18 protein-coding genes are annotated in these 24,933 nt (G+C 63.0%); 11 read left to right on the top strand and 7 right to left on the bottom strand.

Going from position 1 to position 24,933, the window contains the following annotated elements; all coding sequences use genetic code 11:
- Positions 1–35: 35 nt before the first annotated feature.
- Together JN280_RS11190 and JN280_RS11185 are read right to left on the bottom strand one after the other, a co-directional pair.
- A complete protein-coding gene (locus tag JN280_RS11190) occupies positions 36–1,784 on the bottom strand; it encodes a hypothetical protein (protein ID WP_202312182.1) in 1,749 nt (582 codons plus the stop codon).
- A gap of 64 nt (positions 1,785–1,848) precedes the next feature.
- Positions 1,849–3,147 carry an adenylosuccinate synthase gene (locus JN280_RS11185; RefSeq protein ID WP_202312180.1) on the bottom strand — a complete coding sequence of 433 codons (1,299 nt, stop codon included), beginning with the start codon at positions 3,145–3,147 and terminating at the stop codon, positions 1,849–1,851.
- Between the two features lie 647 nt (positions 3,148–3,794).
- On the opposite strand from JN280_RS11185, the gene JN280_RS11175 reads away from it, so the two are divergent.
- The 5 genes from JN280_RS11175 to JN280_RS11155 all read left to right on the top strand — a co-directional run bounded on the left by JN280_RS11175 (position 3,795) and on the right by JN280_RS11155 (position 9,964).
- Positions 3,795–5,879: a DUF294 nucleotidyltransferase-like domain-containing protein gene (locus tag JN280_RS11175; RefSeq protein ID WP_244743210.1), complete on the top strand. Its 2,085-nt coding sequence runs from the start codon at positions 3,795–3,797 to the stop codon at positions 5,877–5,879.
- A gap of 182 nt (positions 5,880–6,061) precedes the next feature.
- On the top strand, positions 6,062–6,952 hold the full coding sequence (locus tag JN280_RS11170) for a DMT family transporter (RefSeq protein ID WP_202312176.1): 891 nt from the start codon (positions 6,062–6,064) through the stop codon (positions 6,950–6,952).
- Between the two features lie 76 nt (positions 6,953–7,028).
- A complete protein-coding gene (locus tag JN280_RS11165; RefSeq protein WP_202312175.1) occupies positions 7,029–8,780 on the top strand; it encodes an adenylate/guanylate cyclase domain-containing protein in 1,752 nt (583 codons plus the stop codon).
- Positions 8,781–8,852: 72 nt separating this feature from the next.
- Positions 8,853–9,266 (top strand): MbcA/ParS/Xre antitoxin family protein, encoded by a 414-nt coding sequence (locus tag JN280_RS11160; protein ID WP_202312174.1) that lies wholly within the window; start codon positions 8,853–8,855, stop codon positions 9,264–9,266.
- Positions 9,263–9,964 (top strand): RES family NAD+ phosphorylase, encoded by a 702-nt coding sequence (locus tag JN280_RS11155; RefSeq protein WP_244743207.1) that lies wholly within the window; start codon positions 9,263–9,265, stop codon positions 9,962–9,964. Before JN280_RS11160 ends, JN280_RS11155 begins: the two co-directional genes overlap by 4 nt.
- A gap of 174 nt (positions 9,965–10,138) precedes the next feature.
- Here JN280_RS11155 and serA read toward each other — a convergent pair whose 3' ends face one another.
- The 4 genes from serA to JN280_RS11135 all read right to left on the bottom strand — a co-directional run bounded on the left by serA (position 10,139) and on the right by JN280_RS11135 (position 14,291).
- On the bottom strand, positions 10,139–11,737 hold the full coding sequence (gene serA, locus JN280_RS11150) for a phosphoglycerate dehydrogenase (RefSeq protein ID WP_202312173.1): 1,599 nt from the start codon (positions 11,735–11,737) through the stop codon (positions 10,139–10,141).
- Positions 11,738–11,858: 121 nt separating this feature from the next.
- A complete protein-coding gene (locus tag JN280_RS11145; RefSeq protein WP_202312172.1) occupies positions 11,859–13,034 on the bottom strand; it encodes a phosphoserine transaminase in 1,176 nt (391 codons plus the stop codon).
- A 142-nt stretch (positions 13,035–13,176) separates the two neighbouring features.
- Complete coding sequence (locus JN280_RS11140) at positions 13,177–13,806, bottom strand: hypothetical protein (RefSeq protein WP_202312171.1); 630 nt, start codon at positions 13,804–13,806, stop codon at positions 13,177–13,179.
- Positions 13,807–13,820: 14 nt separating this feature from the next.
- A complete protein-coding gene (locus tag JN280_RS11135; RefSeq protein WP_202312170.1) occupies positions 13,821–14,291 on the bottom strand; it encodes a hypothetical protein in 471 nt (156 codons plus the stop codon).
- 578 nt (positions 14,292–14,869) lie between these two features.
- Here JN280_RS11135 and JN280_RS11130 point away from each other — a divergent pair.
- The 5 genes from JN280_RS11130 (at position 14,870) to JN280_RS11110 (ending at position 22,116) form a co-directional block, all read left to right on the top strand.
- Entirely contained in the window at positions 14,870–16,819 is a 1,950-nt protein-coding gene (locus JN280_RS11130; RefSeq protein WP_202312169.1) for a PrkA family serine protein kinase, read from the top strand.
- A 25-nt stretch (positions 16,820–16,844) separates the two neighbouring features.
- Positions 16,845–18,161 carry a YeaH/YhbH family protein gene (locus JN280_RS11125; RefSeq protein WP_202312167.1) on the top strand — a complete coding sequence of 439 codons (1,317 nt, stop codon included), beginning with the start codon at positions 16,845–16,847 and terminating at the stop codon, positions 18,159–18,161.
- Positions 18,162–18,174: 13 nt separating this feature from the next.
- Positions 18,175–19,731: a SpoVR family protein gene (locus JN280_RS11120; protein WP_202312165.1), complete on the top strand. Its 1,557-nt coding sequence runs from the start codon at positions 18,175–18,177 to the stop codon at positions 19,729–19,731.
- A 23-nt stretch (positions 19,732–19,754) separates the two neighbouring features.
- Positions 19,755–20,219 (top strand): NUDIX domain-containing protein, encoded by a 465-nt coding sequence (locus tag JN280_RS11115; RefSeq protein ID WP_202312162.1) that lies wholly within the window; start codon positions 19,755–19,757, stop codon positions 20,217–20,219.
- A gap of 115 nt (positions 20,220–20,334) precedes the next feature.
- Positions 20,335–22,116 (top strand): SLC13 family permease, encoded by a 1,782-nt coding sequence (locus tag JN280_RS11110; RefSeq protein ID WP_202314686.1) that lies wholly within the window; start codon positions 20,335–20,337, stop codon positions 22,114–22,116.
- 168 nt (positions 22,117–22,284) lie between these two features.
- On the opposite strand, the gene JN280_RS11105 is transcribed toward JN280_RS11110, so the two are convergent.
- Positions 22,285–23,175, bottom strand: a complete 891-nt coding sequence (locus tag JN280_RS11105) for a cation diffusion facilitator family transporter (protein ID WP_202312161.1) — start codon at positions 23,173–23,175, stop codon at positions 22,285–22,287.
- A gap of 438 nt (positions 23,176–23,613) precedes the next feature.
- Here JN280_RS11105 and JN280_RS11100 point away from each other — a divergent pair, with 438 nt between their 5' ends.
- Complete coding sequence (locus JN280_RS11100) at positions 23,614–24,843, top strand: aminotransferase-like domain-containing protein (protein ID WP_202312160.1); 1,230 nt, start codon at positions 23,614–23,616, stop codon at positions 24,841–24,843.
- The last annotated feature ends 90 nt before the right edge of the window (positions 24,844–24,933 follow it).

The raw sequence follows: 24,933 nt of genomic DNA, 5'->3' as shown, positions 1-24,933 counted from the left end.
TGGATCCCAAGCAAATCCGACCCTTCCGTGGACCCTTATCCCGCGTTGGCGGTCTGCCAGGCCTTCAGGGCGTCGTCGAACACTTTCTCGCCGGGGATGCCCTTTTCCATGGTGATCAATGCGCGGCGGCCCGACTTGTAGATGACGGGAACGTCGATCCACTTTTCCCGACGCAGCAACGTGAGATTGGCGTCCATCTCGGCCTTGGAATCATTGAGCGCCACCAGGAAGAAGCCGTCGGCGATCTTGGCCGGGATGCCGATCAGCGGGCTGCCGGCAGCCTCTTCCGTGCCCTTGAGAGCGAAGCGCAGGATGTTGTCGATGCCACCGCCTTCGAAATTTTCCGGCGTCAGGAAGATCAGCTCGATAATGTGGCTCGCCGGCAAGGTCTGATCCGCATTGCGGCGGATCGTCATGCGCAACTGCAGGTCCTTGCCCGGGATTGTCGCTTCACCCCGGATCGCCGGCTCCGGCGGGAGATCGTTGCCGGGAGATTCCTGCACCACCGACCACACGACCTGGCCGGATTCAGCCGATCCTTGCGCGGAATTGGTGCGTTCCTCATAGAAGATGGCTTTCTGACCGACGGCCACCTGGGCGACCGGCGGCGTGGCCGCACCTGGCGCGGTTGCGCCGGGCGCGCCGGCCACGGGCGGGGTCGCGGCATCGGCGGGCGCCTGGGCTCCATCCGCAGGCGCCGGCGTCGCGCCGGCGGGCGGCGTCGCGTCATCGGTGGCGGCCGTCCCCTGGTTCTCCGGCGTCGCCGGAGGCGGAGCAAGGGTGGTCTGGCCCGCGGCAGGCGGCGTCGTCGCGGACGCCACCGAAGTCCCTTCGCCGACCCCGGCTTCGCCGCCAGCCGGACCGGCATCGGTCTCGCTGCCGTCGGCATTGAGCCGCTGCGTGAATTTCGGAGCTTCCGGCGCGGCCGATGATGGCGAGGAAGGTTGCGAGGCCGGCTTCTCCGGCGGTGTCAGCGTCCCCGTGGGCGGCGCTCCGGGCTCGGATTCGGGCTCCGTCGAAGCGAGTTGGTCACGGCCGAACTTGACCAGATCCGTGAGCCGGTCCTTGTTCAGCCAGGCGGCATATCCGCCGCCGGCAAGCGCAGCGAGCACGACGGCCGCGGCAAGCAGCTTGCCGTAGCCGCGCCGACGCCGTGGCGCCTCCAGCTCCGCTCCGTCTTCCGGCTCCTGGCCGTCGTCGAAGCTCCTGTCGTCCACATCAGGGGCGGTATCGAATTCTCCGGCCTGCGGACGCGCGGTCTCCTGTCGGGCAAGCGGCGGGATCTCGGCGTGCGGCGTCTGGACCGTCGGCTTCTGGGCGATCGGCGTGACAGGCTCCGCCGCCGTGCCCTCCGCGGACGGCTTTGGCATTTCGGGCGCCGGCTTCGCCGGCTCGACTGCCGGTTTGTGTGCATCCGCAGCAGGTTTGGGCGTGGTCATCGGCCACGGCTTGGGGTCGGGTTCCTTCCTGGGCGACGGCAGCGGCGGCGATTCGGCCGGCTTGGCCTTCAGCGAGGCGAAAACATTCTCCAGTTCGGCGAGCGGGTCGGACTGCTCGGTCACACGAGGCGGCGGCGGAGAGAAGCTCGCCTCGATCTCTGCGATCGCATCCTCCAGGGTCTTCTTCTGCCGTTCCGCGACAGCGGCCGGCGGCGGCGGGTTCAACGCCGCAAGCTTGTTGGCGACGGTCGCCCGCGCCTTCTCGTAGACCCTGCGACGCATCTCCGGCGTAGTCTCACCCAGGCCGTCGATCGTCTTTCTCAGAACCGCAACGAAATCTGCCATGCCTTGCTTTCCTGTACCCTGTCGCGCCGGTCCGCGGAAACCGAAGCACTAGGGGTGGGCAAAATTAGTCTTGAAACGGATCGGTCACAAGTATCGTGTCGTCCCGCTCGGGGCTGGTGGAAAGCAGCGCCACCGGCGCACCGATCAGTTCCTCGACATGCCGCACATACTTCACGGCCTGTGCCGGGAGGTCGTTCCAGCTGCGCGCGCCTTGCGTCGTGCCTTTCCAGCCTTCCAACGTCTCGTAGATCGGCTCGACCCTTGCCTGCGCACCCTGGCTCGCCGGGAGATAGTCGATGATCTCCCCGTCCAGCCGGTAGGCCGTGCACACCTTGATCTCGTCGAGCCCGTCTAGCACGTCGAGCTTGGTCAGCGCGATGCCGTTGATGCCGTTCGCCGCCACCGCCTGGCGAACAAGCACCGCATCGAACCACCCGCAACGACGCTTACGCCCTGTAACTGTGCCGAATTCATGGCCGCGCGTACCGAGGAACTCGCCAACCTCGTTGTCCTGCTCGGTCGGGAACGGTCCTTCGCCCACTCGCGTGGTGTATGCCTTGGTGATCCCGAGGACATAGCCGATGGCGCCCGGGCCGACGCCGGAACCGGCCGCCGCCTGCCCGGCGACGGTGTTCGACGACGTCACATAGGGATAGGTGCCGTGATCGATGTCGAGCAGCGTGCCCTGCGCACCTTCGAACAGGATTCGCGCGCCGGCGCGCCGCTTGTCGTCGAGGACCTTCCAGGTACGGTCCATGAAAGGAAGGATCTCGGAAGCCACCGACGTCAGCTCCTTCATGATGTCGGCATGCGCGGCCTCCGCGTGGCCAAGGCCGCGGCGCAGCGCATTATGATGGGTCAGGAGCCGTTCGACCTTGACGGGCAGCGTCTCCGGATCGGCCAGATCCATGACCCTCACCGCGCGGCGGCCGACCTTGTCCTCGTAGGCCGGACCGATCCCACGGCGCGTGGTACCGATCTTCGTGCCGGAGTTGGATGCGGCATCCTCGCGGAAGCCGTCGAGTTCGCGGTGCAGGGACAGGATAAGCGCCGTGTTCTCGGCAATCTTGAGGCTGTCGGGCGAAATGCCGACGCCAAGCGCCTTGAGCTTGCCCAGTTCCGACACAAAGGCATGCGGATCGAAAACGACGCCATTGCCGATGATCGAAAGCTTGCCCTCGCGCACGACGCCGGAAGGAAGCAGCGACAGCTTGTAGACCTTGCCGTCGACGACCAGCGTATGACCGGCATTGTGGCCGCCCTGGAAACGCACGACGACATCGGCCCGCTCCGACAGCCAGTCGACGATCTTGCCCTTGCCTTCGTCGCCCCACTGGGAGCCGACGACCACCACATTGGCCATTTTGCCTTCCTTCCATACGACGCGACGCGCCGGCGCCGCCGAAATGACAGGCCTCTATACCGTCAAGGATTCGCGAGCGCGACCTTTCTTTGCCTACAACTGCGAGCACAGGCACAATAATTTCCGACGGGGCGGTCCATCTACTCGCGACGGGGCGCACTTTGCCGTCGGCTCTGTCGTAAACCCGGAACGGGATCGGCATTGCTGAAGCGCGACACTGGCAGCGGTCAAACGCAACCGTGCGGCGCGCAACCGGAATCAGGCGGTGCGGGCAAGACATGACCTGCGCTGATGGCACGTCGAGCACCGCGGGCGCCTCATTGAACTCCGTAGCCTTGTCATCAAGTCCGGCATCGTGGGCCTACCAGCGATGATCGCGCCACCATCCTCGGCGCGCTCATCTGGATGGCCGAAAGGCTCAAGGCCTACAGGTCCGCACGCTCTGGCGAATGGGGAACAGGCGTTCGAGGAAGAGCGGAAGGGAGAAATTCCTGCCGCCTCGATGGCAGATACTGCGCCGCCACAGGGGCGCGTAGTAGGCTGAGGCCTGTTCGCTCCGTTTCTGGAGTGGCGTCGCATTTTGTGGTCACATGGACCTCAGGGGAGGAACGTGCTTAGTGATAACAACAGGTGCGACGCCGCTAAGAGTGCTTGACGCAATCGCATTCGACACCGAGACGACGGGGCTCGATCCGGCAAAGGATCGAATCGTTCAGATCGGCGCAGTTGCGATCCGGCGAGGCGCTGTCGATCAGGACATGAGCCTGGAATCACTGGTCAATCCCGGCGTACCGATCCCGTCTGCCTCGACTGCGGTGCACCACATCACCGATGCGATGGTGGAGGATGCTCCTTCATTCGTCGGCGCTTGGGGCCGGCTCGCCGGTTTTGCCGCTGGCCGCATCCTGATCGGCTACTCGATAGGCTTCGATCTCGCCATCATCGCGAGTGAAGCGACGCGCGCTGGCCTGGATTGGAGGAAGCCCCGCTCACTCTGCGTGCGATTGCTCGCAGCGGCAGTCAATCCGCGTCTGCCAGACCACTCGTTGGAGACGATCGCGAGCTGGCTTGGTGTAGCTTTCGGTGTCCGGCACCAGGCGCTGGCCGACGCGCGTGCCGCCGCTGACATCTTTGTGGCGCTGCTGCCGCACCTAGCCCGCCGCGGTATCGGCACCCTGGCGGAAGCAGAACGGGCATGCCTCGACCAGACGGGGCAACTGGAGAGCCACCTTCGCTCGGGCTGGATGGAGCCGGCTTCGCGGCCCGAGACCTTCAGATCGTTCGTCGCTGTCGATCCCTATGCCTACCGTCATCACGTCTCCGAACTGATGAGCCAGCCACCCGTGGTCGTAAGATCGCAGACGAGCGTGCGGGAGGCCATGGCGGTGATGTTGTCGCGCCGCATCAGCTCATTGTTCGTGTCCGAAAACGGCATGCCCGGTGCGGCTCGCGAAGATTATGGCATCGTGACTGAGCGCGACCTCATGAGGCACTTGTCGGAGGGCGGGGGGAGTGCATTCGCAGCTTCCGTCGCAGAAATTGCATCACGCCCCTTGATCTCCATCCGGGCGGCTGCGTTCGCCTATCGCGCGATAGGCCGGATGGCGCGGCTAAACATTCGCCATCTCGCCGTTTGCGACGAGGCAGGGCACCTGGTAGGTGCGGTTTCCGCTCGAGATCTGCTCAAACTCAGGGCGAGCGCCGCAATTAACCTGAGTGATGCGATCGAAGAGGCTTCCTCGACGGACGACCTGGCGGCAGCCTGGACCTCACTTCCCTGGGTCGCTCAGTCGCTGATTGCCGAAGAAGTCGAAGCGCCGCTTATCGCCGAGGTCATCAGCGAGGAGCTGCGCGCCATGACGCACCGCGCCACAGTCCTTGCGGAACTGGCGATGGCCGCCGACGGCAAGGGGGCGCCACCCTGCGCCTATGCCGTTCTCGTTCTGGGGTCCGGCGGAAGGGGCGAGAGCCTGTTGGCTGCCGACCAGGACAACGCGATTGTCTTTGCCGAAGGGCAGCCGGAAGGCCAAGAGGACTGCTGGTTCGCAGAGCTCGGCGAGAGGATTGCTGCCACGCTCGACACTTCAGGCATAGCTTTGTGCAACGGCGGCGTCATGGCAAGAAATGCAGAGTGGCGCGGCTCGCTTGACACCTGGAAACAGCGTATCGCCGGCTGGGTCCGCCGCTCCCGTCCCGAGGACCTGCTCAATGTCGACATCTTCTTCGATTTGCAGGCGGTTCACGGCGACCGCGCGCTCGCTGCGCAACTCCACGAGCATGCGTTCGCGGTCGCGCACGGGCAGGTCGCTTTCGTAAAAGCCCTCGGCGAGCGCGCTGCGACGCCAGTCAATCCGTTTTCGTTGCTGGGCCGCTTCCGGGTAGAGCACGGCCGCATCGACCTCAAGCGCCACGGGCTGTTTCCCGCCGTTGTCTTTGCGCGCGCATTGTCCATCCGTCATGAAATCGTCGCGCTTTCGACTCGTGATCGCCTTGCCGGCCTGGCCGCGAAGAAAATAGGACCGGTTGCCGAACTCAGGCGCGTCGCCAGCGCGCATGCGCGTATGCAAAAATACATACTGCGCCAACAGTGCCGCGACATCCTTGCCGGCGTTCCGGTCTCTAACCGCGTCGAAATCTCGACGCTCCCCGACGAGGAACAGGCCGAACTCAGAACTGCCTTGAAAAATGTTCAGCTAGTACCAGACCTGGTGCGCGCAACGATGTTCGACTGAGTTGAGACCTTCATTGCTGGATCGTGTGGAGCAGGTGACCTGCCACTGCGACAGCCAGTCGACGATCTTGCCGTCGTCGCCGGGGCAGCCCATTTACGCGCGGCACCGGGCACTTTAGACCGGCTCGTGTCGTAAACCCGGAACGGGATCGGCATATCTGAGACTCGCCGCCGGATCGCCTCATGCATCACCGCCCCGCCTATGTCCTGCTCCTGGCCACCATGCTCTTCTGGGGCGGCAATGCGGTCGCCGGCAAACTCGCCGTCGGTCACGTCTCGCCCATGCTTCTCACGACCGCCCGGTGGGGCCTGGCCTGCATCGTGCTCGTCGCCATGTGCTGGCGGCAACTGGACGCCGACTGGCCGATCATCCGCAAGCGCCTTGTCTTCCTGGCGTTGCTCGGCACCGCGGGCTTCTCCGTCTTCAACGTGGCGCTCTATTCGGCCGTGGTCTACACCTCCGCGATCAATGTCAGCATCGAGCAGGCAGGCATGCCGGCGCTGATCTTCCTCGCCAATTTCGTTCTGTTCCGCCAGCGCGCCACCGCAGCGCAGCTTGCCGGCCTCGTCATCTCCATGGTCGGCATCGCGCTCACTGCGAGCCACGGCGACCTGACGAGACTGCTGGAACTGGACGTGAACTTCGGCGACGCGCTGATGCTGCTTGCCGTAATCGTCTATGCCGGATACACGGTCGCGCTGCGCTTCAAGCCGCTGGTCCACTGGCAAAGCCTGATGATCGTCATGACGGGGGCCGCCTTCCTCGGCTCGCTTCCCTTCCTCGCCGGAGAATTCGCGCTCGGCGCCGCGATCCTTCCCGATACCTTGGGATGGCTCGTCATCGCATACACCGTGATCTTCCCGTCGATCCTGGCTCAGGTCTTCTACATCAGGGGCGTCGAGCTGATCGGCGCCAACCGTGCGGGCCTGTTCATCAACCTTCTGCCGATCTTCGGTACCCTGCTGTCGATCGCCATCCTCGGCGAGACCTTCCATCTCTATCACGCCTTGGCCCTGGTTGCGGTGCTCGGCGGCATCTGGCTGGCGGAGCACAGCGGTCGCAAGATGAAGTGATCCGATCCCGCAAGACTGGTGAAGGATCGTTTCATCCTATCCGGATGTGCTAAGATGCGGCACGGGAGAAGAGCCTATGGAACGCAAGCTTGCCGCGGTGCTCGCCTCCGACATGGTCGGATATTCTCGTTTGATGGAGGCAGACGAGCAGGGAACGCTGGCACGGCTCCGAACGCATCGCATCGAGCTGATCGACCCCGCAATAGCGAAGAACCAGGGTCACATCATCAAGACAACGGGCGACGGCATGCTGGTGGAATTCCAGAGCGTCGCCGACGCCGTTCGCTGCGCCGCGGAAATCCAGGAAAGGATGCGACGGCGCAACGCCGATGTTCCGGAGGAGCGACGTATCCAGTTCCGCATCGGCATCAATCTGGGCGACATCATCTTCGACCAGGGCGACATCTTCGGTGACGGCGTCAACATCGCCGCGAGGCTCGAGCAATTGGCTGATATCGGCGGCTTCTGCGTGACGCAGGCGGTCTACGAGCAAGTCTGCGAGCGGCTGGACATCGCCTTCGAGGATCTCGGTGAGAAGACGCTGAAGAACATCACGCGCCCGATACGGGTGTGGCGCGCGGAGGTGCCCAAGAAGGCTGAAGCCCACAAGTCCGAGGGCGTCCCCGCTCGCGCCGTCGCGAAACCATCCATTGCGGTTCTGCCCTTCGCCAATATGAGCGGCGACCCGGCCCAGGAGTTCTTCGTCGACGGCCTCACCGAGGACATCATAACCGAGCTGTCACGACGCCACGAACTCTTCGTCATCTCGCGGACGTCCACCTTCATGTACAAGGGCCAATCCGCCAACCTGCGCGAAGTGGCGCACAAGCTCGGCGCCCAGTTTCTGGTCGAGGGCAGCGTGCGCAAGTCGGGCGACCGGCTGCGCGTCACCGTCCAGCTCATCGACACCGCCAACGATGCGCATATCTGGGCCGAAAAATACGATCGCCAACTCGACGACGTCTTCGCCATACAGGATGAAGTCACGGCAGCCATTGTCGCCACGTTGCCGGGCCGGGTCGAGGCTGCCCAGCAGGACCGGCTCATCCGCAAGACGCCGGCCAACATGGCTGCTTATGAATGCGTGCTCGCCGCCAAGGGCCGACATCATCGCAGCAGCCGCGAAGAGAATATGGAGGCTCAGAAGCTGATCGAGCGAGCGCTGGAACTGGACCCGGACTACGCTCACGCGCACGCATGGCGCGGCTGCATACTCGGGCAGGCTTGGGTCTATGGATGGTGCGCCGACAAGGACGCCGTTTTCAACGAGGTCATTGCCGAACTGGAGAAGGCCTTGACGCTCGACGACAACGATGCCGACGTGCATCGGATTCTCGCCGCCATCAATATCAACCGGAACGACCTGACCCGGGCCCGCCATCACCAGGAGCGAGCGCTAGCGCTCAATCCGAACTACGACCTTGTCGTCGTCCAATATGGCGAACTGCTGACCTGGCTTGGCAGACCCGAAGAAGGAATGGACTGGATCCGCAAGGCGATGCGACTGAACCCTCATCACCCGGAGCGTTTCTGGAGCCACCTCGGCAAGGCCCGTTTCGCTGCCCGACAATATGGCGACGCGATCGAGGCGTTCATGCATCTGTCGACCATGGATTGTATGCAGCATGCCTTCGTCGCAGCCGCCTATGCCTGGCTCGGCGACAGGACAGCCGCGGCCGCGCATCTCGCTCTGATCGAGGCGCAGGAACCCGGTTTCGGCCTGGAGCAGGTCCTGGCCACGCTCCACTACGCGCGCGAGGCTGACAGGCTTCACCTATCGGACGGATTGGTGAAAGCAGGCATGGAACCGATCCGGCAGGGCGACTGAGCTTCCACTCCTCCGATCGCCGGCATTGCCAAATGGCACCGAATCCCCTATATGATGCCAATCGGAGAACTTATGGCCGAATTGCTACCTGTCAACACCACCGTCGGGGATTTCGTGCCGCACCCCATCACGGATGACGAAGCGGCGGCGATGTTCCGTGCCGCCGTCAATCTGTTCCGGCTGTGGAAGCTGACGGACGAGGAAGCGGCGACCCTGCTCGACCTGCCGGTCCGCAGCTATCGGCGTTGGAAGGCAGGCGAAATCGGCCGGATCGACCGGGACGGCAAGGCGCGGCTTTCCAACCTGATGGGCATCCACAAGGCGCTTCGCATCGTCTTCCGCGAAGCACAGCGCGGTTATGCCTGGATCGGCGCGCCGAACTCGGCTTTTGCAGGACGGTCGGCGCGCGAGGTCATGCTGGGCGGAGAACTGACCGATCTGATGCGGGTGCGGCGCTATCTGGACGCGGAGCGCGGCGCCTGGTGAGATCGGCAATTCCCGTATCCGACGTGGCGTGGCCCGCCGCGTCGCGGATCATCCGCAGCAGCTTTCCGCCAATCGACCTCTTCGAAGACATCGCCGATCCGGCCGACTGGCCGCTGATCATCTCGGCGGAGATGAAGACCAATCCGCGCCTGATGGAGACGATCGGCAATCTCGATCTCGTTCCCCCCGATCGGCGCGTCGCCGGCCCTGGCGCCAGCTATCTGATGGCGCCGTTCACCCATGTCAGCCCGGACAGGCCGAGCCGCTTCAGCGACGGGACCTTCGGCGTGCTCTACGCGGCGGACAAATTCGAGGTCGCCCTGTTCGAGACGATCCATCACCATGCACGCTTCATGGCGCGGACCAACGAGCCCGCCGGCTGGACCTCGCAGTTCCGGGAGATCGTGCTCAGCGTGGATGTCCGGCTGCACGACATCAGGGGCGGCGGCCATGGGGCGGCGCTCGATCCGAACGACTATGCGGCCGGCCAGGCGCTCGGCGCGCAACTCCGCAAGGCGGGTTCGAACGGGATCGCCTATCCGAGCGTCCGGCGCGAGGGCGGTCAGTGCGTCGGGTTGTTCCATCCGGATTGCGCCGCAAACCCCATCCAGGGCCGGCACCTGGACTATCACTGGGACGGCTCGCGCGTGGACCTCTATCGCGACGCCGGCACCGGCAAGGTCTACAGGATCGTCTGAGATGGTGAACGAAGCGGCAGGAATGGCTAATCCAGCCGCATCGTTCTTTCAGAACGGAGAGCGGAGCCCCTGCAGCGCGTTGCGTGAAGAAGCATTCACGCAACACGCTGCAGGTTCTTTGATTTGACGCATGTCTTTGTCCCGAAACCGGTACCCGCGTTCGGGAGACATGCTTTAAGCCTCGGCGACGTCGAAGCGCAGCCGCTTGGCGGAGTCGATCTTCGGATTGGCGCGAAGCTCTGCCAGCGCCTTCTCAGGGAAGGGCGCGTCGAGATAGAGCAGCGCAATCGCATCGCCGCCCGGCCGGTCGCGGCCGAGCTGGAAGTTGGCGATGTTGACGCCATTGTTGCCGCAGAGCGTGCCCAGCAGGCCGATGATGCCGGGCGCATCGGCATTGGTGGTGTAGAGCATATGCTGCCCGACCTCGGCGTCGAGATTGATACCCTTGATCTGGATGAAGCGCGGCTTGTGGTCGGAAAAGCAGGTGCCGGCGATGGAACGCTTCATGTGTTCGGTCGTCACCGTCAGCTTGATGTAGCCGTCGAAGACGCCTGACTTGTCGCGCTTGACCTCGGACAGGATGATGCCGCGCTCCTTCACCATGATCGGCGCCGACACCATGTTGACGTCGGCCACCTGCGGCCGGATCAGCCCGGCAAGCGCGGCGGCGATCAACGCCTTGGTGTTCATCGTCGCGGTAGCACCGTCGAACAGGATCTCGACCTCCTTGATCGGATCCTCGGTTACCTGGCCGACGAAAGCCCCGAGCACTTCGGCGAGCTTCACGAAAGGACGCAGCTTCGGCGCCTCCTCGGCCGTGATCGACGGCATGTTGACGGCGTTGGAGACCGCGCCCTTGATCAGATAGTCCGACATCTGCTCGGCGACCTGCAGGGCGACATTCTCCTGGGCCTCGGAGGTCGAGGCGCCGAGATGCGGCGTGCACACGACGTTCTCCAGACCGAAGAACGGGCTCTCCTTCGCCGGTTCCACCTCGAACACGTCGATGCCGGCGCCGGCAACCTTGCCGGTCTTCAGCGCCGCGACCAGATCGGCCTCGACGATGAGGCCGCCGCGCGCGCAGTTGATGATGCGCACGCCGTCCTTCATCGCGGCGATCGCATCGGCGTTGATGATGTTGCGGGTCTTCTCGGTGAGCGGCGTATGCAGCGTTATGAAGTCGGCGCGGGCGAAGAGCTCGTCGAGTTCCACTTTTTCGATGCCGAGCTCGATGGCGCGGTCTTCCGAGAGGAACGGGTCGAAGGCGACCACATGCATCTTCAGCCCGACGCCGCGTGTCGCCACGATCGAGCCGATATTGCCGCAACCGATGACGCCCAGCGTCTTGCTGGTGATCTCGACGCCCATGAAGCGGTTCTTCTCCCACTTTCCGGCCTGCGTCGACACATTGGCCTCGGGAAGCTGGCGGGCGAGCGCGAACATCATGGCGACGGCATGCTCCGCCGTGGTGATGGAGTTGCCGAAAGGCGTGTTCATCACGATGATGCCCTTGCGCGAAGCGGCTGGGATGTCGACATTGTCTACGCCGATGCCGGCGCGGCCCACCACTTTCAGCCTGGTGGCGGCGTTGATCAGCTTCTCGGTGACCTTGGTCGCAGAGCGGATGGCGAGGCCGTCATAGTCGCCGATGACTTCGAGCAGCTTGTCCTTGTCGGCGCCGAGTTCGGGCAGGTAGTCGACCTCGACGCCACGATCCTTGAAGATCTGCACGGCAGTCGGGGAAAGCTTGTCGGATACGAGAACACGAGGCATGGGCGTGGTCCTTCTGGGAAAACAACCGGTTGTGGCGGCCACCCCTCCCGGGCGGAATGCCGGCGCCCGCCTTTCGACGGGCGCGAAACGCGGAGGGCGGCCGGACGGATCGGGAAGGGGCTCAGGCTGCAGCTTGCAGCGTGGCCAGTTCCTTTGCGAAGGCCCAGTCGAGCCAGGGCATCAGCCGTTCCAGGTCGGCGGCTTCGACCGTGGCGCCGGCCCAGATGCGCAGGCCGGGCGGCGCGTCGCGATAAGCGCCGATGTCGTAGGCGACGCCTTCCTTTTCGAGCACCGAGACGATGGCTTTCGCGAAAGCGGCCTGGGCATCGGCTTCGAGCGCGGTGACCGCGGGATCGACGACCGAGAGACAGACCGAAGTGTTGGAGCGCGTGGCGGGATCGAGCGCGAGGTGGCCGAGCCAGGACGACTTCGCGACGAAATCGTCGATGACGGCGAGGTTCCGGTCGGCACGCGCGATGAGCGCGTCGAGGCCACCGATCTCCCTGGCCCAGAGCAGCGCATCGATATAGTCCTCGACGCACAGCATGGACGGCGTGTTGATGGTCTCGCCCTTGAAGATCCCTTCGATGAGCTTGCCGCCCGAGGTCAGGCGGAAGATCTTCGGCAGCGGCCAGGCCGGCTTGTAGATCTCCAGCCGCTCGGCGGCGCGCGGCGACAAGATGAGCACGCCATGGGCGCCTTCGCCGCCGATCACCTTTTGCCAGGAGAAAGTGACTACGTCGAGCTTCTCGAAATCGAGACGCTGGGCGAAGGCAGCCGACGTCGCGTCGCAGATCGTCAGGCCCTTTCGGTCGGACGGAATGAAATCGCCGTGCGGAACCCGCACGCCCGATGTGGTGCCGTTCCAGGTGAAGACGACGTCGCGGTCGAAATCGATCGCCGAGAGATCGGGCAGCCTGCCATAAGGCGCATCGATGGTGCGCACGTCGGCGAGCTTCAGTTGCTTGACGACGTCGGTCACCCAGCCAGCGCCGAAGCTCTCCCAGGCGACCATGTCGACTCCGCGGGCGCCGAGCAGCGACCACAGCGCCATCTCGACGGCGCCGGTGTCGGATGCCGGCACGATGCCGATCCGGTAACCCGCCGGCACCTGCAGAACCTCGCGGGTAAGCTCGATCGCCTGCTCGAGTTTGGACTTGCCGATCTTGGCGCGATGGGAACGGCCGAGCGGGGCCGCAGCGAGCGCTTGAAGCGACCAGCCGGGACGTTTTGCGCAAGGACCTGAGGAAAAATTGGGATTGGCCGGACGCAGGTCCGGCTTCGCAAGTGCGGTCATCGTGGTCTATCCTTCCAGATAGTAAGCCCCTCGGTGGGGAGGGGTAGCCCACGGCGGCAATTACGCGAAAGCTTCCTCGGGTGCAAGCGGTCGGGGAACGAAATTTGTCCCCCGATCGTTGCTGCTGCGCGCTTGAAGCACATCAACGAGGCCTGAAATCCCAATTTTCTAGCGGATCGGGCCTCGATTTCATGCGGACGGACCTCGTATCGAATTCGCTTATGGAATTCGGCGTATATCTATAGTTCTTAGGAATTCTCCCATCTGTCCTAATCGCAATCAAATCTCCCCTTCGCCAAGCATCCTTGATGGCCTCGATCAGAGCCTGATCATCGACCGCAGAAAATCCTATGCGCCTGCCGACTTCATTGTTCCACATGTCCTTATAGACATCCCACGAATCATCGATCAAATCCTCCTTAGCAGGAGACAAAATCCATTCACGCATATCGCCGAAGGTCTTTGCGACAGGAACGCCGTATTTCTGCGCGAGCTTGGCGCTCATATATGCATGGTCGATAGCATTGCTCGACGCCGGAAGTACGTCACCATACCTATTATCCTTAGGCAATGGTAGAGGGCTTTGCTCTCGATACACCAACCCAAGCGATCGCGTTATTTCATCTGCCTCTCTCGCCATTTGGTTGAAGCCCGAAAGCTCGCGGGCCGCATGTTTCGTGACATCCGCACCCTTGCTCAGATACTCTTTCGAGACATCTACGCCATCGCTTAATTTAGCCTCCAAGTGACCAAGAATTCCTTTCATATCCATATATATCCGTCCCTTTATTCCGAATTCAAGAAGTACAACTTCCCTTCATCGTCCGCCATCAAAATTATACTACCCTCCACACATCCACCAAAACTATCTTTTATGTGAAAATACTCAGGTCCTATGATTGTTGCTCTACTATCTTTTCTAAAGACCGTAAGGTATGTAGCCGTGTCATTCCAGCCAAAAGGCCCAAGGACACCGAAATAATAGTCGACGTCCTTTATCCCTCTCTTTTCTACGATCTCCAGCGGGTCCACGTCGATATCGGTTAAACAGGCCTCTTCTGCATCATTGAAGATATCAGAAATATTCACCGACCTTTTCAATGAAAGTCTCCAATTTATTTCTTCATTTAATTCGCGAAACTCTCTACTCATATAATACTCATGCAAACTCTTTGGGTCGCTAAATAATACGTAGATAAAAGAAATCGTATTGTATAGGAGTATCGACATGATCGCCGTCACCAGCACACGCACCATGCAACTGCCTCCACGCCGCGACGCGCATTTAGGATCACCATACATCCAACGGATGTAGGAACCAATTCCTTTACTTAATCGAACAGGTAATTCCTGACAAAGCCCGTCCCTCAATCGAAAGCCCGCGCATGAGGGGAAGCGCGGACTGTCGCTTGGACGGGTTCGAACCGTGGAAAGGAAACGGTCCACAGAGAAAACAACCGTCAGGCGAAAAGTTCCATGCGGCGGATGTTTTGCTGATGGCTGTCACCAGCAGACCGGCCTGGCGCGATGTGCTGAATGGAGGTCTCGCCTGACTTCCTGTCGCACCCTCTTGCAGATACCGACCGCCGTAGCCACATCTGTTTGGATAGCAGCCGTGTGAGATCGCAGTGGCGGTGCAGAACTTATCCACAGATGCAAGGCCGGTCTTGCCCGCCGGGCGGTCGCACACTTAAATGTGATCGGCTGCAAACTTCTTTGTAAAAAGAAGCTATTGCGGGATCACGACGGAACCACAAAGCTATCAGATAGTTGATTCTCGACAGGGCTTACTCACAGCGAGCCCGGCGTTCCCGGGCCTGAAGCAAGAGGGCATTATGGGCGGGAAAGAATCAGACGTCTTCGATCTGTTTTCGGAGATATATACCAGCACGGCACAGGAGGAGATGAGCCTCCAGGAATATCTGCTGGCCTGTCGCGACGACCGATCTCTCTACGCGACGGCGCCTGAGCGGATGATCGAGGCGATCGGCGAGCCGAAGCTGATCGACACGAGTGCCGACGAGCGCCTCGGGCGGATATTCGCGAACCGGACCATCAAGATCTATCCGGCATTCGCCGAGTTCTACGGTATGGAAGATACGATCGAGCGGATCGTGGGCTATTTCCGCTACGCTTCGCAGGGCCTCGAGGAGCGCAAGCAGATCCTCTATCTGCTGGGGCCCGTCGGCGGCGGCAAGTCGTCGCTTGCCGAGCGGCTCAAGAAGCTGATGGAGCAGCGACCGATCTACACGCTCAAGGTGGGCGGGCAGGTCAGCCCGGTATTCGAATCGCCGCTCGGCCTCTTCCATCCGGAACGAATGGCCGACCTTCTGGAAGACAAATACGGCATCGCGCGGCGGCGCCTCAACGGGCTGATATCGCCCTGGGCAGCGAAGCGCCTCGACGAGCTCAACGGCGACATCTCGAAGTTCAGCGTAGCGAAGCTGATGCCTTCGCGGCTGCGCCAGATCGGCATCTCCAAGACCGAGCCGGGCGACGAGAACAACCAGGACGTCTCGGCCCTGGTCGGCAAGGTCGACATCCGGCAGCTCGAGAATTTCAGCCAGCACGATCCCGACGCCTATTCCTACAGCGGCGGCCTCAACCGTACGACGCAGGGCCTGCTCGAATTCGTCGAGATGTTCAAGGCGCCGATCAAGGTACTGCATCCCCTGCTCACCGCGACACAGGAAGGCAGCTACAACGGCACGGAGAATTTGGGCGCGTTCCCCTATCAGGGCATTGTCGTGGCGCATTCCAACGAGTCGGAATGGCTGCATTTCAAGAACAACAAGAACAATGAGGCGTTCCTGGACCGCATCCTCGTCGTCAAGGTTCCCTATTGCCTGAGGGTGACCGAGGAGAAGCAGATCTACGAAAAGCTCCTGCGGGAAAGCGAACTGGCCAGGAACCCCTGCGCCCCCGAGGTGCTCGAGATCCTCAGCCGCTTCACCGTTTCCACCCGCCTGGCCGAGCATGAGAACTCGCCGCGCTACACCAAGATGCGCGTCTATGACGGCGAGAACCTGAAGGAGATCGATCCGAAGGCAAAGTCGGTGCAGGAGTATCGCGACGCCGCCGGCGTCGACGAAGGCATGACCGGGGTGAGCACGCGCTTCGCCTTCAAGATCCTGTCGCAGACCTTCAACTACGACACCAAGGAAGTCGCGGCCGATCCGGTGCATCTGATGTACATATTGGAGCAGGCGATCCGGCGGGAGCAGTTCCCCAAGCAGATCGAGGCCGCCTATCTCGATTTCATCAAGTCCGAGCTCGCCACACGCTATGCGGAGTTCATCGGGCACGAAATCCAGAAGGCTTATCTGGAATCCTACAGCGAGTACGGCCAGAACCTGTTCGACCGCTATATCGCCTATGCGGATGCCTGGGTCGAGGACCAGGACTTCAAGGATCCCGACACCGGCCAGATTTTCAACCGCGAGGTCCTGGACGCCGAGCTGTCACAGATCGAGAAGCCGGCCGGCATCGCCAATCCCAAGGACTTCCGCAACGAGGTGGTCAAGTTCACGCTGCGCGCCAGAGCCAAGAACAGCGGTCGCAACCCGTCCTGGACGAGCTACGAAAAGCTGCGCGAAGTGATCGAGAAGCGCATGTTCGGCCAGGTCGAAGACCTGCTTCCGGTCATCAGCTTCGGTTCCAAGAAGGATACGGTCACCGAAAAGCAGCACACGGAGTTCGTGCAGCGCATGGTCGAGCGCGGTTACACGCAGCGCCAGGTCCGTCGCCTCGTCGATTGGTACATGCGAGTGAACAAGGCGGGTTGACCGCCGGGAAGGCGCGGATCGATCCATGCCGAGTTTTATCGATCGCCGGTTGAATCCGCCGGACAAGAGCCTGAGCAACCGGCAACGCTTCCTGAAGCGGGCGCGCGATGAGTTGAAGCGCACCATCAAGGAACAGGTCAAGACGGGCAAGATCGCCGACGTGGATGCCCAGCACACGGTTTCCATGCCGGTGCGCGGCACCAGCGAGCCGACCTTCCAGAACTCCAATGCCAGCGGACGGCGCGACCATGTGCTGCCCGGCAACAAGGAATTCCAGACGGGCGACCGTATCCCCAAGCCGGGCGGGCAGGATGGCGGCGGCGCGTCGGGACCGACGACCCAGGAGACCGAGGACGATTTCCGCTTCGTGCTGTCGCGGGAGGAGGTGCTGGACCTCTTCTTCGAGGATCTCGAACTCCCTGACATGGTGAAGCTCAATCTGAAGGAGATCGCCGCCTTCAAGCCGCGTCGCGCCGGTTTTGCCATGACCGGCTCGCCCACCAGCATCAATGTCGGGCGCACCATGCGTCATAGCTACGGGCGGCGCATCGCGCTCCACCGGCCGAAACAGGAGGAGTTCGACGCCTTGACCGACGAACTCGCCTTGCTCGAGGCGGACCCGGCCCCCAAGGCAGCCGCGCTGGAGCGGATCCTGCAGATAAGACAAGAACTCGACCGGCTGGGCCGCCGCCGGCGCCTGATCCCCTATGTCGACCCCGTCGACATCCGCTTCAATCGCTTCGACCCGCAGCCCGTGCCCAATGCAAGCGCCGTCATGTTCTGCCTCATGGACGTGTCGGGCTCGATGGGCGAGCGGGAGAAGGATCTGGCGAAGCGGTTCTTCGTGCTGCTGCACCTGTTCCTCAAGCGGCGCTACGAGCGCATCGACATCGTCTTCATCCGCCACACCCACGAGGCCAAGGAAGTGGACGAAGAGACGTTCTTCTACAGCCAGCAGAGCGGCGGCACCGTCGTCTCGACGGCACTCGAGGAGATGCGCCGGATCGTTGAGGAGCGTTATCCCAGCCGGGAATGGAACATCTATGCCGCCCAAGCCTCCGACGGCGACAATTTCGCCAATGATTCGGAGCGCTGCGTCATGCTCCTCGACAAGGAGGTCATGCCGCTGTGTCAGTACTATGCCTATGTCGAGATCATCGACGAGCGCGAGAGCCACATCTTCGGCTCGACCGACAACGGCACATCGCTGTGGCGCGCCTATCGCAAGGTCGACGCGCAGTGGCCGAACTTCCAGATGACCCGCATCGCACGGCCGTCCGAAATCTATCCCGTGTTCCACGAACTTTTCTCCAGGCAGGCCGGCCTGGCGAAGCGCGGCTGAGGACGAGCGGGCAATGGACAAGCGTGCAAGTTCCTCGCGCCTGCTGTTTTCGGGGTCCGACTGGGACTTCGCGACGCTGTCGCGCACCTATGACGCGATCAAGTCGATCGCACATGACGAGTTGGGCCTGGACACTTATCCGAACCAGCTCGAGATCATCTCCGCCGAGCAGATGCTCGACGCCTATTCCTCGGTCGGCATGCCGCTGATGTACCGGCACTGGTCCTTCGGCAAGCATTTCCTGTTCGACGAGCAGCTCTACCGCAAGGGCCTGCGCGGCCTGGCCTACGAGATCGTCATCAACTCCAATCCGTGCATCGTCTATCTCATGGAAGGCAACACCATGGCGCTTCAGGCCGTGGTGACTGCCCATGCCGCCTTCGGCCACAATCATTTCTTCAAGAACAACTATCTGTTCCGCCAATGGACCGACGCCGGATCGATCCTGAGCTACCTGGACTTCGCGAAGAGCTACATCGCACGCTGCGAGGAGCGGCATGGACTTGCGGCGGTCGAGGCCATCCTCGATGCGGCCCATGCGTTGATGGAGCAGGCGGTCTTCCGCTACCGCCGCCCGCCGCGGCTCTCTTCCGAGAAGGAACGCGAAGGAATCCGCGAGAGGCTGGAATATGAGGAGCGGTCCTTCAGCGACCTGTGGCGCACCCTTCCCCGACAGAAGGACGAGGACGAACCCAGCGCCATCGAGCGCAGCGCCCAGGAGCGCAAGAAGAAGCTGAACCTGCCGGAGGAGAACCTTCTCTATTTCCTGGAGAAGAACAGCCTGGTGTTGGAGCCCTGGCAGCGCGAGATTCTGCGCATCGTGCGGGTGATCGCGCAATATTTCTACCCGCAGCGGCAGACCCAGGTGATGAACGAGGGCTGCGCCACTTTCGTGCATTACACGATCATGAACAGCCTCTTCGACCAGGGAAGGATCGGGGACGGCGCCATGCTGGAGGTGCTGCAGAACCATTCGAACGTGGTCTTCCAGCCATCCTTCGACGATCCGCGCTATTCGCGCATCAACCCCTACGCGCTGGGTTTCGACATGATGCAGGATATCTGCCGCATCTCGATGGAACCGACGGCTGAAGATCGCGACTGGTTCCCCGACATGGCCGGCAATGGCGACTGGCGCGCGACGCTGCTCGACGCCTGGGCGAACCATCGCGACGAGTCCTTCATCCTGCAGTATCTGAGCCCGGCGCTCATCCGCAAATGGCGCTTGTTCGTGCTCGGCGACGTAGCGTCGGAAAGGCACTATGAAGTGGCGTCGATCCACAATGAGCGCGGCTACGGCAAGATCCGCGCCGCTCTTGCCAGGAGCTACGATATCGGCGAAACCCGCCCCGACATACAGGTGGTCGACGTCGATCTCCTCGGCGACCGGCATCTGAGGCTCGAGCACAAGGTGAAGCATGACATCATGCTGGAGGAGAAAGGCCGCGACGCGACATTGCGCCATATACGCAATCTGTGGGGTTATACCGTGAGCCTCGCAGGCATCGACGCCGATACCGGCGCTACGCTCTACGAGCGATCGTCCGGCCAGATCGCGGAGAGCGGATAGGCCCTGGTTGCAGGAGACAGCCGATGCCCAGGACGAGTGCCGGACTGCTCGTCTTTCGCCGTGAAGCCGGTTTCCCTGAAGTGCTGCTCGTCCATCCCGGAGGGCCTTTCTGGCGCAAGCGTGATGAAGGGGCGTGGTCCATCCCGAAAGGGGAATATGGTCCGGGCGAGGATGCGCAGGCAGCAGCGTTTCGCGAATTCGCCGAAGAGCTCGGAGCCGTGCCGCCGGCGGGCCCTCCATTTCCTCTCGGCGAGGCAGTCCAGGCCGGTGGGAAGCGTGTCGTCGCCTATGCCGTCGAAGGAGCTTTCGACGTGAATGCCGTCCGAAGCAACAGCTTCGAGATGGAGTGGCCGCCCGGCAGTGGGCGCCGGGAGCTTTTCCCCGAGGTTGATCGCGCCGGATGGTTTACGCTGCCGGCCGCCACTTTGAAGATCATTCCAGGCCAGCGCCCATTGCTGGAACGTCTTGAGGTCATGCTGGCCGGCTGATACGCGATATGGGCAAGGCAACGTATCCCTCCCTTCCGCGTTGCTCCGACACCTTGAACGATCGGCCCGAGAATGGAGTATGATTTTCGGACCGATACGGCAGAACCGGGCGCCCATGCTTACATCCCCGCAATTCCTGTCCTTCGCCGTCATCGCGCTGATGATGGCGGCGTTCATCTGGGGGCGCTTCCGCTACGATCTCGTCGCGGCCCTGTCGCTGCTGCTGGCGCTCGCGCTTGGTGTCGTGCCGCTCGACCGTGCATTTTCCGGCTTCAGCGACGACATCGTCATCATCGTGGGCAGCGCCCTGCTGGTGAGCGCGGGCGTGGCGCGCAGCGGTTTCGTGGAACTGCTCATCCAGCGCCATCTGCCGAACCTGAGGTCGGTGCGCGGCCAGCTTTTCCTCCTGGTTTTCGTGGTCGCGGTCCTGTCGGCCTTCGTCAAGAACATCGGGGCGCTGGCGATCATGATACCGATCGCCTTCCAGTTCGCGCGGCGCTCAGGCATATCGGCCTCCACATTTCTGATGCCGATGGCCTTCGCCTCGCTGCTCGGCGGCCTTATGACCCAGATCGGCACCTCGCCAAACATCGTGGTCTCGCGTATTCGCGCGGAAATCACGGGCACTGCCTTCAGCATGTTCGACTTCACACCGGTCGGGCTCGCCCTGACCGCAGCGGGCATCATCTTCCTCACGCTGTTTTACTGGATCCTGCCGCAACGCCAACGAAAGGGCGGTTCGCTCCACGAAGCGCTCGCCATCGACAATTATTCGGCCGAGGCAACCGTCGTGCGGGGATCGACCGTCGTCGGCAAGACGGTGGCCGACCTTTTGAAGATCGCCGGCGGCGAGGCCGTGATAACCACGATCCTGCGTACCAACAACGTGCGGATCACGCCTTTTCCCGACGCCGTGCTCCAGGTCGACGACATCCTGCTGATCGAGGGGGACCATGAGGCGCTGGATCGCCTCGTCGCCCAGGCCAGGCTCAGCATCGCCGGTGGCCGCGAGTTGGCGGAGCAGGGCAAGGCGGGCTTCGAGCCCGTCGCGATCGAAGCCGTGATTGGCGAGCATTCGAGCCTCATCGGCTGGTCCGCCAAGCACCTGCTGCTGCGCGAGCGCTTCAACGTCAACCTTCTGGCCGTCAGCCGCAAGGGCGAGCGGCTGGACCAGAGGCTGGGGGCGATCTCGTTGCGACTGGGCGACGTCGTCGTGCTGCAGGGCAACCCGGCCGCCATGCCCGAATTCCTGCGCGACTTCGGCCTTCTGCCGCTCGCGGAGAGGCCCCTGCTCCTCGGCAGCGCGCGCCGCGGCGTCTTGCCGGTGCTGATCCTGATCGCGGCGATGGGCACGACCGCCCTCGGGCTGGTGCCGGTGTCGGTCGCCTTCTTCGCCGCCGCGACCATGATGATATTGTTCAAGATCATCCCGGCCCGCGAGATCTATGCCTCGATCGACGGGCCGATCCTCGTCATGCTCGCCACCTTGATCCCGGTAAGCGATTCCTTGCGACAGACCGGCGCAACCGACATCATCGCTTCGGCGCTTGCCGAACTCGGTTCGACATTGCCGGGCTACGGCGCCCTGGCGCTTATCCTGGTCGCGGCGATGGCCGTCACACCCTTCCTCAACAACGCCGCGACGGTGCTGGTGATGGCACCCATCGCGGCGGGCTTCGCCGGCTCGCTGGGATACCGGCCCGAGGCTTTCCTGATGGCGGTGGCGATCGGCGCGGGTTGCGATTTCCTGACGCCGATCGGGCATCAGTGCAACACGCTGGTGATGGGCCCCGGCGGCTATCGGTTCTCCGACTATCCACGGCTCGGCCTGCCGCTCTCCCTGATCGTCATCATCGTCGCTGTCCCTGCCCTCCTCACCGTCTGGCCGCTGCAATAGGGGACGCAGAGGCGGTTGGCAGGGCTTGCACCAAACGGTCGATGAACCGTTTTGAATGCGAACGGCCGCTGTAGCCGAAGCCGAGCGGCCCGGGGAGGCCGCGCCGAGGTCGCGTGCATGCGTCAGCGTTGCGCGGCCTGAATGCGCCAGCATCCGGTGCCGCCGGTATCAGACCACCGGGATGCCGCCGGGATGCTTGGCCTTCTCCTCCGGCTCGACATGGATGGTGATCATGGCGCCACCGACGCCACCGCGGAGGGCGGCCTCGATCCTGTCGCAAAGCGCATGCGAATCCGAGACACTCATCGTGCCCGGCACGACGAGATGGAACTCGATGAAGGTAACACGGCCGGCTTGCCGGGTCCGCAGGTCATGGGCCTCGATGGCGCCATCGGCATGTGCCGAGATGAGTTCCTTCACGCGCGTCAGCGTCTCTTCCGGAACCGCTTCGTCCATGAGGCCGCCGATCGATTCGCGCATCAGCCGCCAGCCGGACCAGAGGATGTTGACGGCCACGAGCGCGGCCAGCACGGCATCGAGCTGTTGCCAGCCCGTCACCACGACGAGCCCCACGCCGACCACCACGCCGACCGACGTCACCACATCGGCCCAAAGATGGCGCGCGTCGGCGATCAGTGCCGGTGAGCGCCATTGCCGCCCGAAGCGGAACAGGACGAAGCACCAGAGCGCGTTGATGACGCTCGCCGCGGCATTCACGAGCAGACCTTTCAGCGGAGCCTGGAGTTCCCTCGGGGCGAGAAGACCGAAATAGGCCTCGCGCAGCACCATCAACGCCGCGATCACGATCAGGACGCCTTCCACGACGGCCGACAGATATTCCACCTTGTGATGGCCGTAGGGATGGTTGGCGTCCGGAGGCGTCGCGCTCAGCCGCACCGCGAAGAAGGCGGCGACCGCGGTGGCGACATTGACGGTGCTTTCGAGCGCATCTGAGTAGAGCGCGATACTCCCCGTCAGCCGATAGGCCAGATATTTCAGGCCGAGCACGAGGCCGCCGACGGCGATGCTGCCCAGCGCGAGCTTGAGAGCTTTGTCCATCACACGCTCCGGTTCGTGACTCTGGGCGGACCATGCCGGGCGGGCCTAGCAACGCGGCCGACATAGGCGGTCGTCGTCCCCGGTGCAAACGTTATGTTTGGAATTGGAAATCATTCGCAATAACAGGCGGTTATATGTGCACCTATGCACCTAACCGGCTGAGTGACCCCTGCTCGGCACTCCGTCGGCGTATCCGCAATGGCGCGATCCCGGTCCGGATGTTGGATCGCTCTTCGGCCATGGCGGTCAAAGCACCTGGGGCACGGGCAGGCAGATTGCCAGTCGCCTGCCCGGTTTTCAGGGAGGGCCCCGGCTTGCCGGCCGATGAGGATCGGCGCTGGAGGAACGCTTCTTTAGGTCAGCATCATTGACATAACGCCTGTCCGGGCGTTCTGTCCGGCGCGAGGAAACCACGCCTGAGAGGCAAAGAGGGAAATCGTGTCCAACTGGGAAGACAAATTCGCGGCGCGCGCCGAACGGATGCGTGCATCGGAGATCCGGGAACTGCTGAAACTGCTCGACCAGCCCGACATCATCTCCTTTGCTGGCGGCATTCCCGACCCGACGCTCTTTCCCAACCGCGCCTTCAGCGAGGCATATGAAGACCTGCTCTCCGGAGACGCTGCGGGAGCTGCGCTGCAGTATTCGGTCAGCGAGGGTTATCTGCCGCTGCGCGAATGGCTCGTCGACCATATGGCGGCTCTCGGCGTGCCCTGCTCGCCGGAAAACATCCTGATCGTTTCCGGGTCGCAGCAGGCGCTCGACTATCTGGGCAAGCTGTTCCTTTCGCCCGGCGACACCGCGCTCGTCGCGCGACCGACCTATCTGGGCGCGCTCCAGGCCTTCAACGCCTATGAGCCGCGCTACGACCGGCTGGCACCCGAAGGCGACAACATGACGCCGCATGCCTATCGCGAGGCCGCCAGGGACGCCGGCGGCCGGGTCGCCTTGGCCTATCTCACACCGGAATTCTCGAACCCCACGGGCGAGACCATCGATCGCGCCGCGCGGGAGCGCCTGCTCGACCTGACGGCGGACCTGGACATACCGCTGATCGAGGATGCAGCCTATCAGGCGCTGCGCTACGACGGCCAGCCGGTGCCGCCCATCCTGGCGCTCGACGTCGAACGCAGCCGCGGCATTGACAACACCCGCACCATCTATTGCGGCACGTTCTCCAAGACCCTGTCGCCCGGCCTGCGGGTGGGCTGGGTGTGCGCTGCGGCACCCGTCATCCGCAAGCTGGTGCTGATGAAGCAGGCATCCGATCTCCACAGCCCGACGATCAACCAGGTCGTCATGCACAAGGTCGCCATACGCCACTATGATGCCCATACCGCCCGGTTGCGCGACACCTATCGCCGGCGCCGAGACCTGCTGCTCGACGCACTGGCGCAGCATATGCCTCAGGGCACGAGCTGGACGAAACCGGAAGGCGGCATGTTCATCTGGGTCACGCTGCCCGAGGGCATGGACGGCGCATCGCTGCTCGCCCGCGCGATCGAGACCGAAAAGGTCGCCTTCGTGCCGGGCAAGGCCTTCCACGCCGACGGCTCGGGCGCCAACACCATCCGGCTGAGCTTCTCCCTCGCCGACGAGCATGCGGCGGCCGAGGGCATCGCCCGTCTCGGGCGGCTGATTTCCCGCATGGCAGCTGAAATAGCCTGACGCGGAGCAACTGCCATCGACGCCAGCAAGCACGGTTGACATCCGGGCGGGCATTGGCTTACGAGTTCGCCATGACGACCTCGCTCCACC

This window comes from Mesorhizobium sp. L-8-10, from assembly GCF_016756635.1.
In the GTDB taxonomy this organism is placed as follows: domain Bacteria; phylum Pseudomonadota; class Alphaproteobacteria; order Rhizobiales; family Rhizobiaceae.
The sequence above is the reverse complement of the archived record's forward strand: the minus strand, read 5'-3'. Positions and strand labels throughout refer to the sequence as shown.

Bases quoted from the DNA above. Each gene is read 5' to 3' on its own strand.
- JN280_RS11165 (WP_202312175.1), top strand. From the start codon at position 7,029: ATGGAACGCAAGCTTGCCGCGGTGCTCGCCTCCGACATGGTCGGATAT.
- JN280_RS11110 (WP_202314686.1), top strand. From the start codon at position 20,335: ATGCTTACATCCCCGCAATTCCTGTCCTTCGCCGTCATCGCGCTGATG.
- JN280_RS11125 (WP_202312167.1), top strand. From the start codon at position 16,845: ATGCCGAGTTTTATCGATCGCCGGTTGAATCCGCCGGACAAGAGCCTG.
- JN280_RS11140 (WP_202312171.1), bottom strand. From the start codon at position 13,806: ATGGATATGAAAGGAATTCTTGGTCACTTGGAGGCTAAATTAAGCGAT.
- JN280_RS11130 (WP_202312169.1), top strand. From the start codon at position 14,870: ATGGGCGGGAAAGAATCAGACGTCTTCGATCTGTTTTCGGAGATATAT.
- JN280_RS11190 (WP_202312182.1), bottom strand. From the start codon at position 1,784: ATGGCAGATTTCGTTGCGGTTCTGAGAAAGACGATCGACGGCCTGGGT.
- JN280_RS11145 (WP_202312172.1), bottom strand. From the start codon at position 13,034: ATGACCGCACTTGCGAAGCCGGACCTGCGTCCGGCCAATCCCAATTTT.
- JN280_RS11160 (WP_202312174.1), top strand. From the start codon at position 8,853: ATGGCCGAATTGCTACCTGTCAACACCACCGTCGGGGATTTCGTGCCG.
- JN280_RS11105 (WP_202312161.1), bottom strand. From the start codon at position 23,175: ATGGACAAAGCTCTCAAGCTCGCGCTGGGCAGCATCGCCGTCGGCGGC.
- JN280_RS11185 (WP_202312180.1), bottom strand. From the start codon at position 3,147: ATGGCCAATGTGGTGGTCGTCGGCTCCCAGTGGGGCGACGAAGGCAAG.
- JN280_RS11135 (WP_202312170.1), bottom strand. From the start codon at position 14,291: ATGGTGCGTGTGCTGGTGACGGCGATCATGTCGATACTCCTATACAAT.
- JN280_RS11120 (WP_202312165.1), top strand. From the start codon at position 18,175: ATGGACAAGCGTGCAAGTTCCTCGCGCCTGCTGTTTTCGGGGTCCGAC.
- JN280_RS11115 (WP_202312162.1), top strand. From the start codon at position 19,755: ATGCCCAGGACGAGTGCCGGACTGCTCGTCTTTCGCCGTGAAGCCGGT.
- serA (WP_202312173.1), bottom strand. From the start codon at position 11,737: ATGCCTCGTGTTCTCGTATCCGACAAGCTTTCCCCGACTGCCGTGCAG.
- JN280_RS11170 (WP_202312176.1), top strand. From the start codon at position 6,062: ATGCATCACCGCCCCGCCTATGTCCTGCTCCTGGCCACCATGCTCTTC.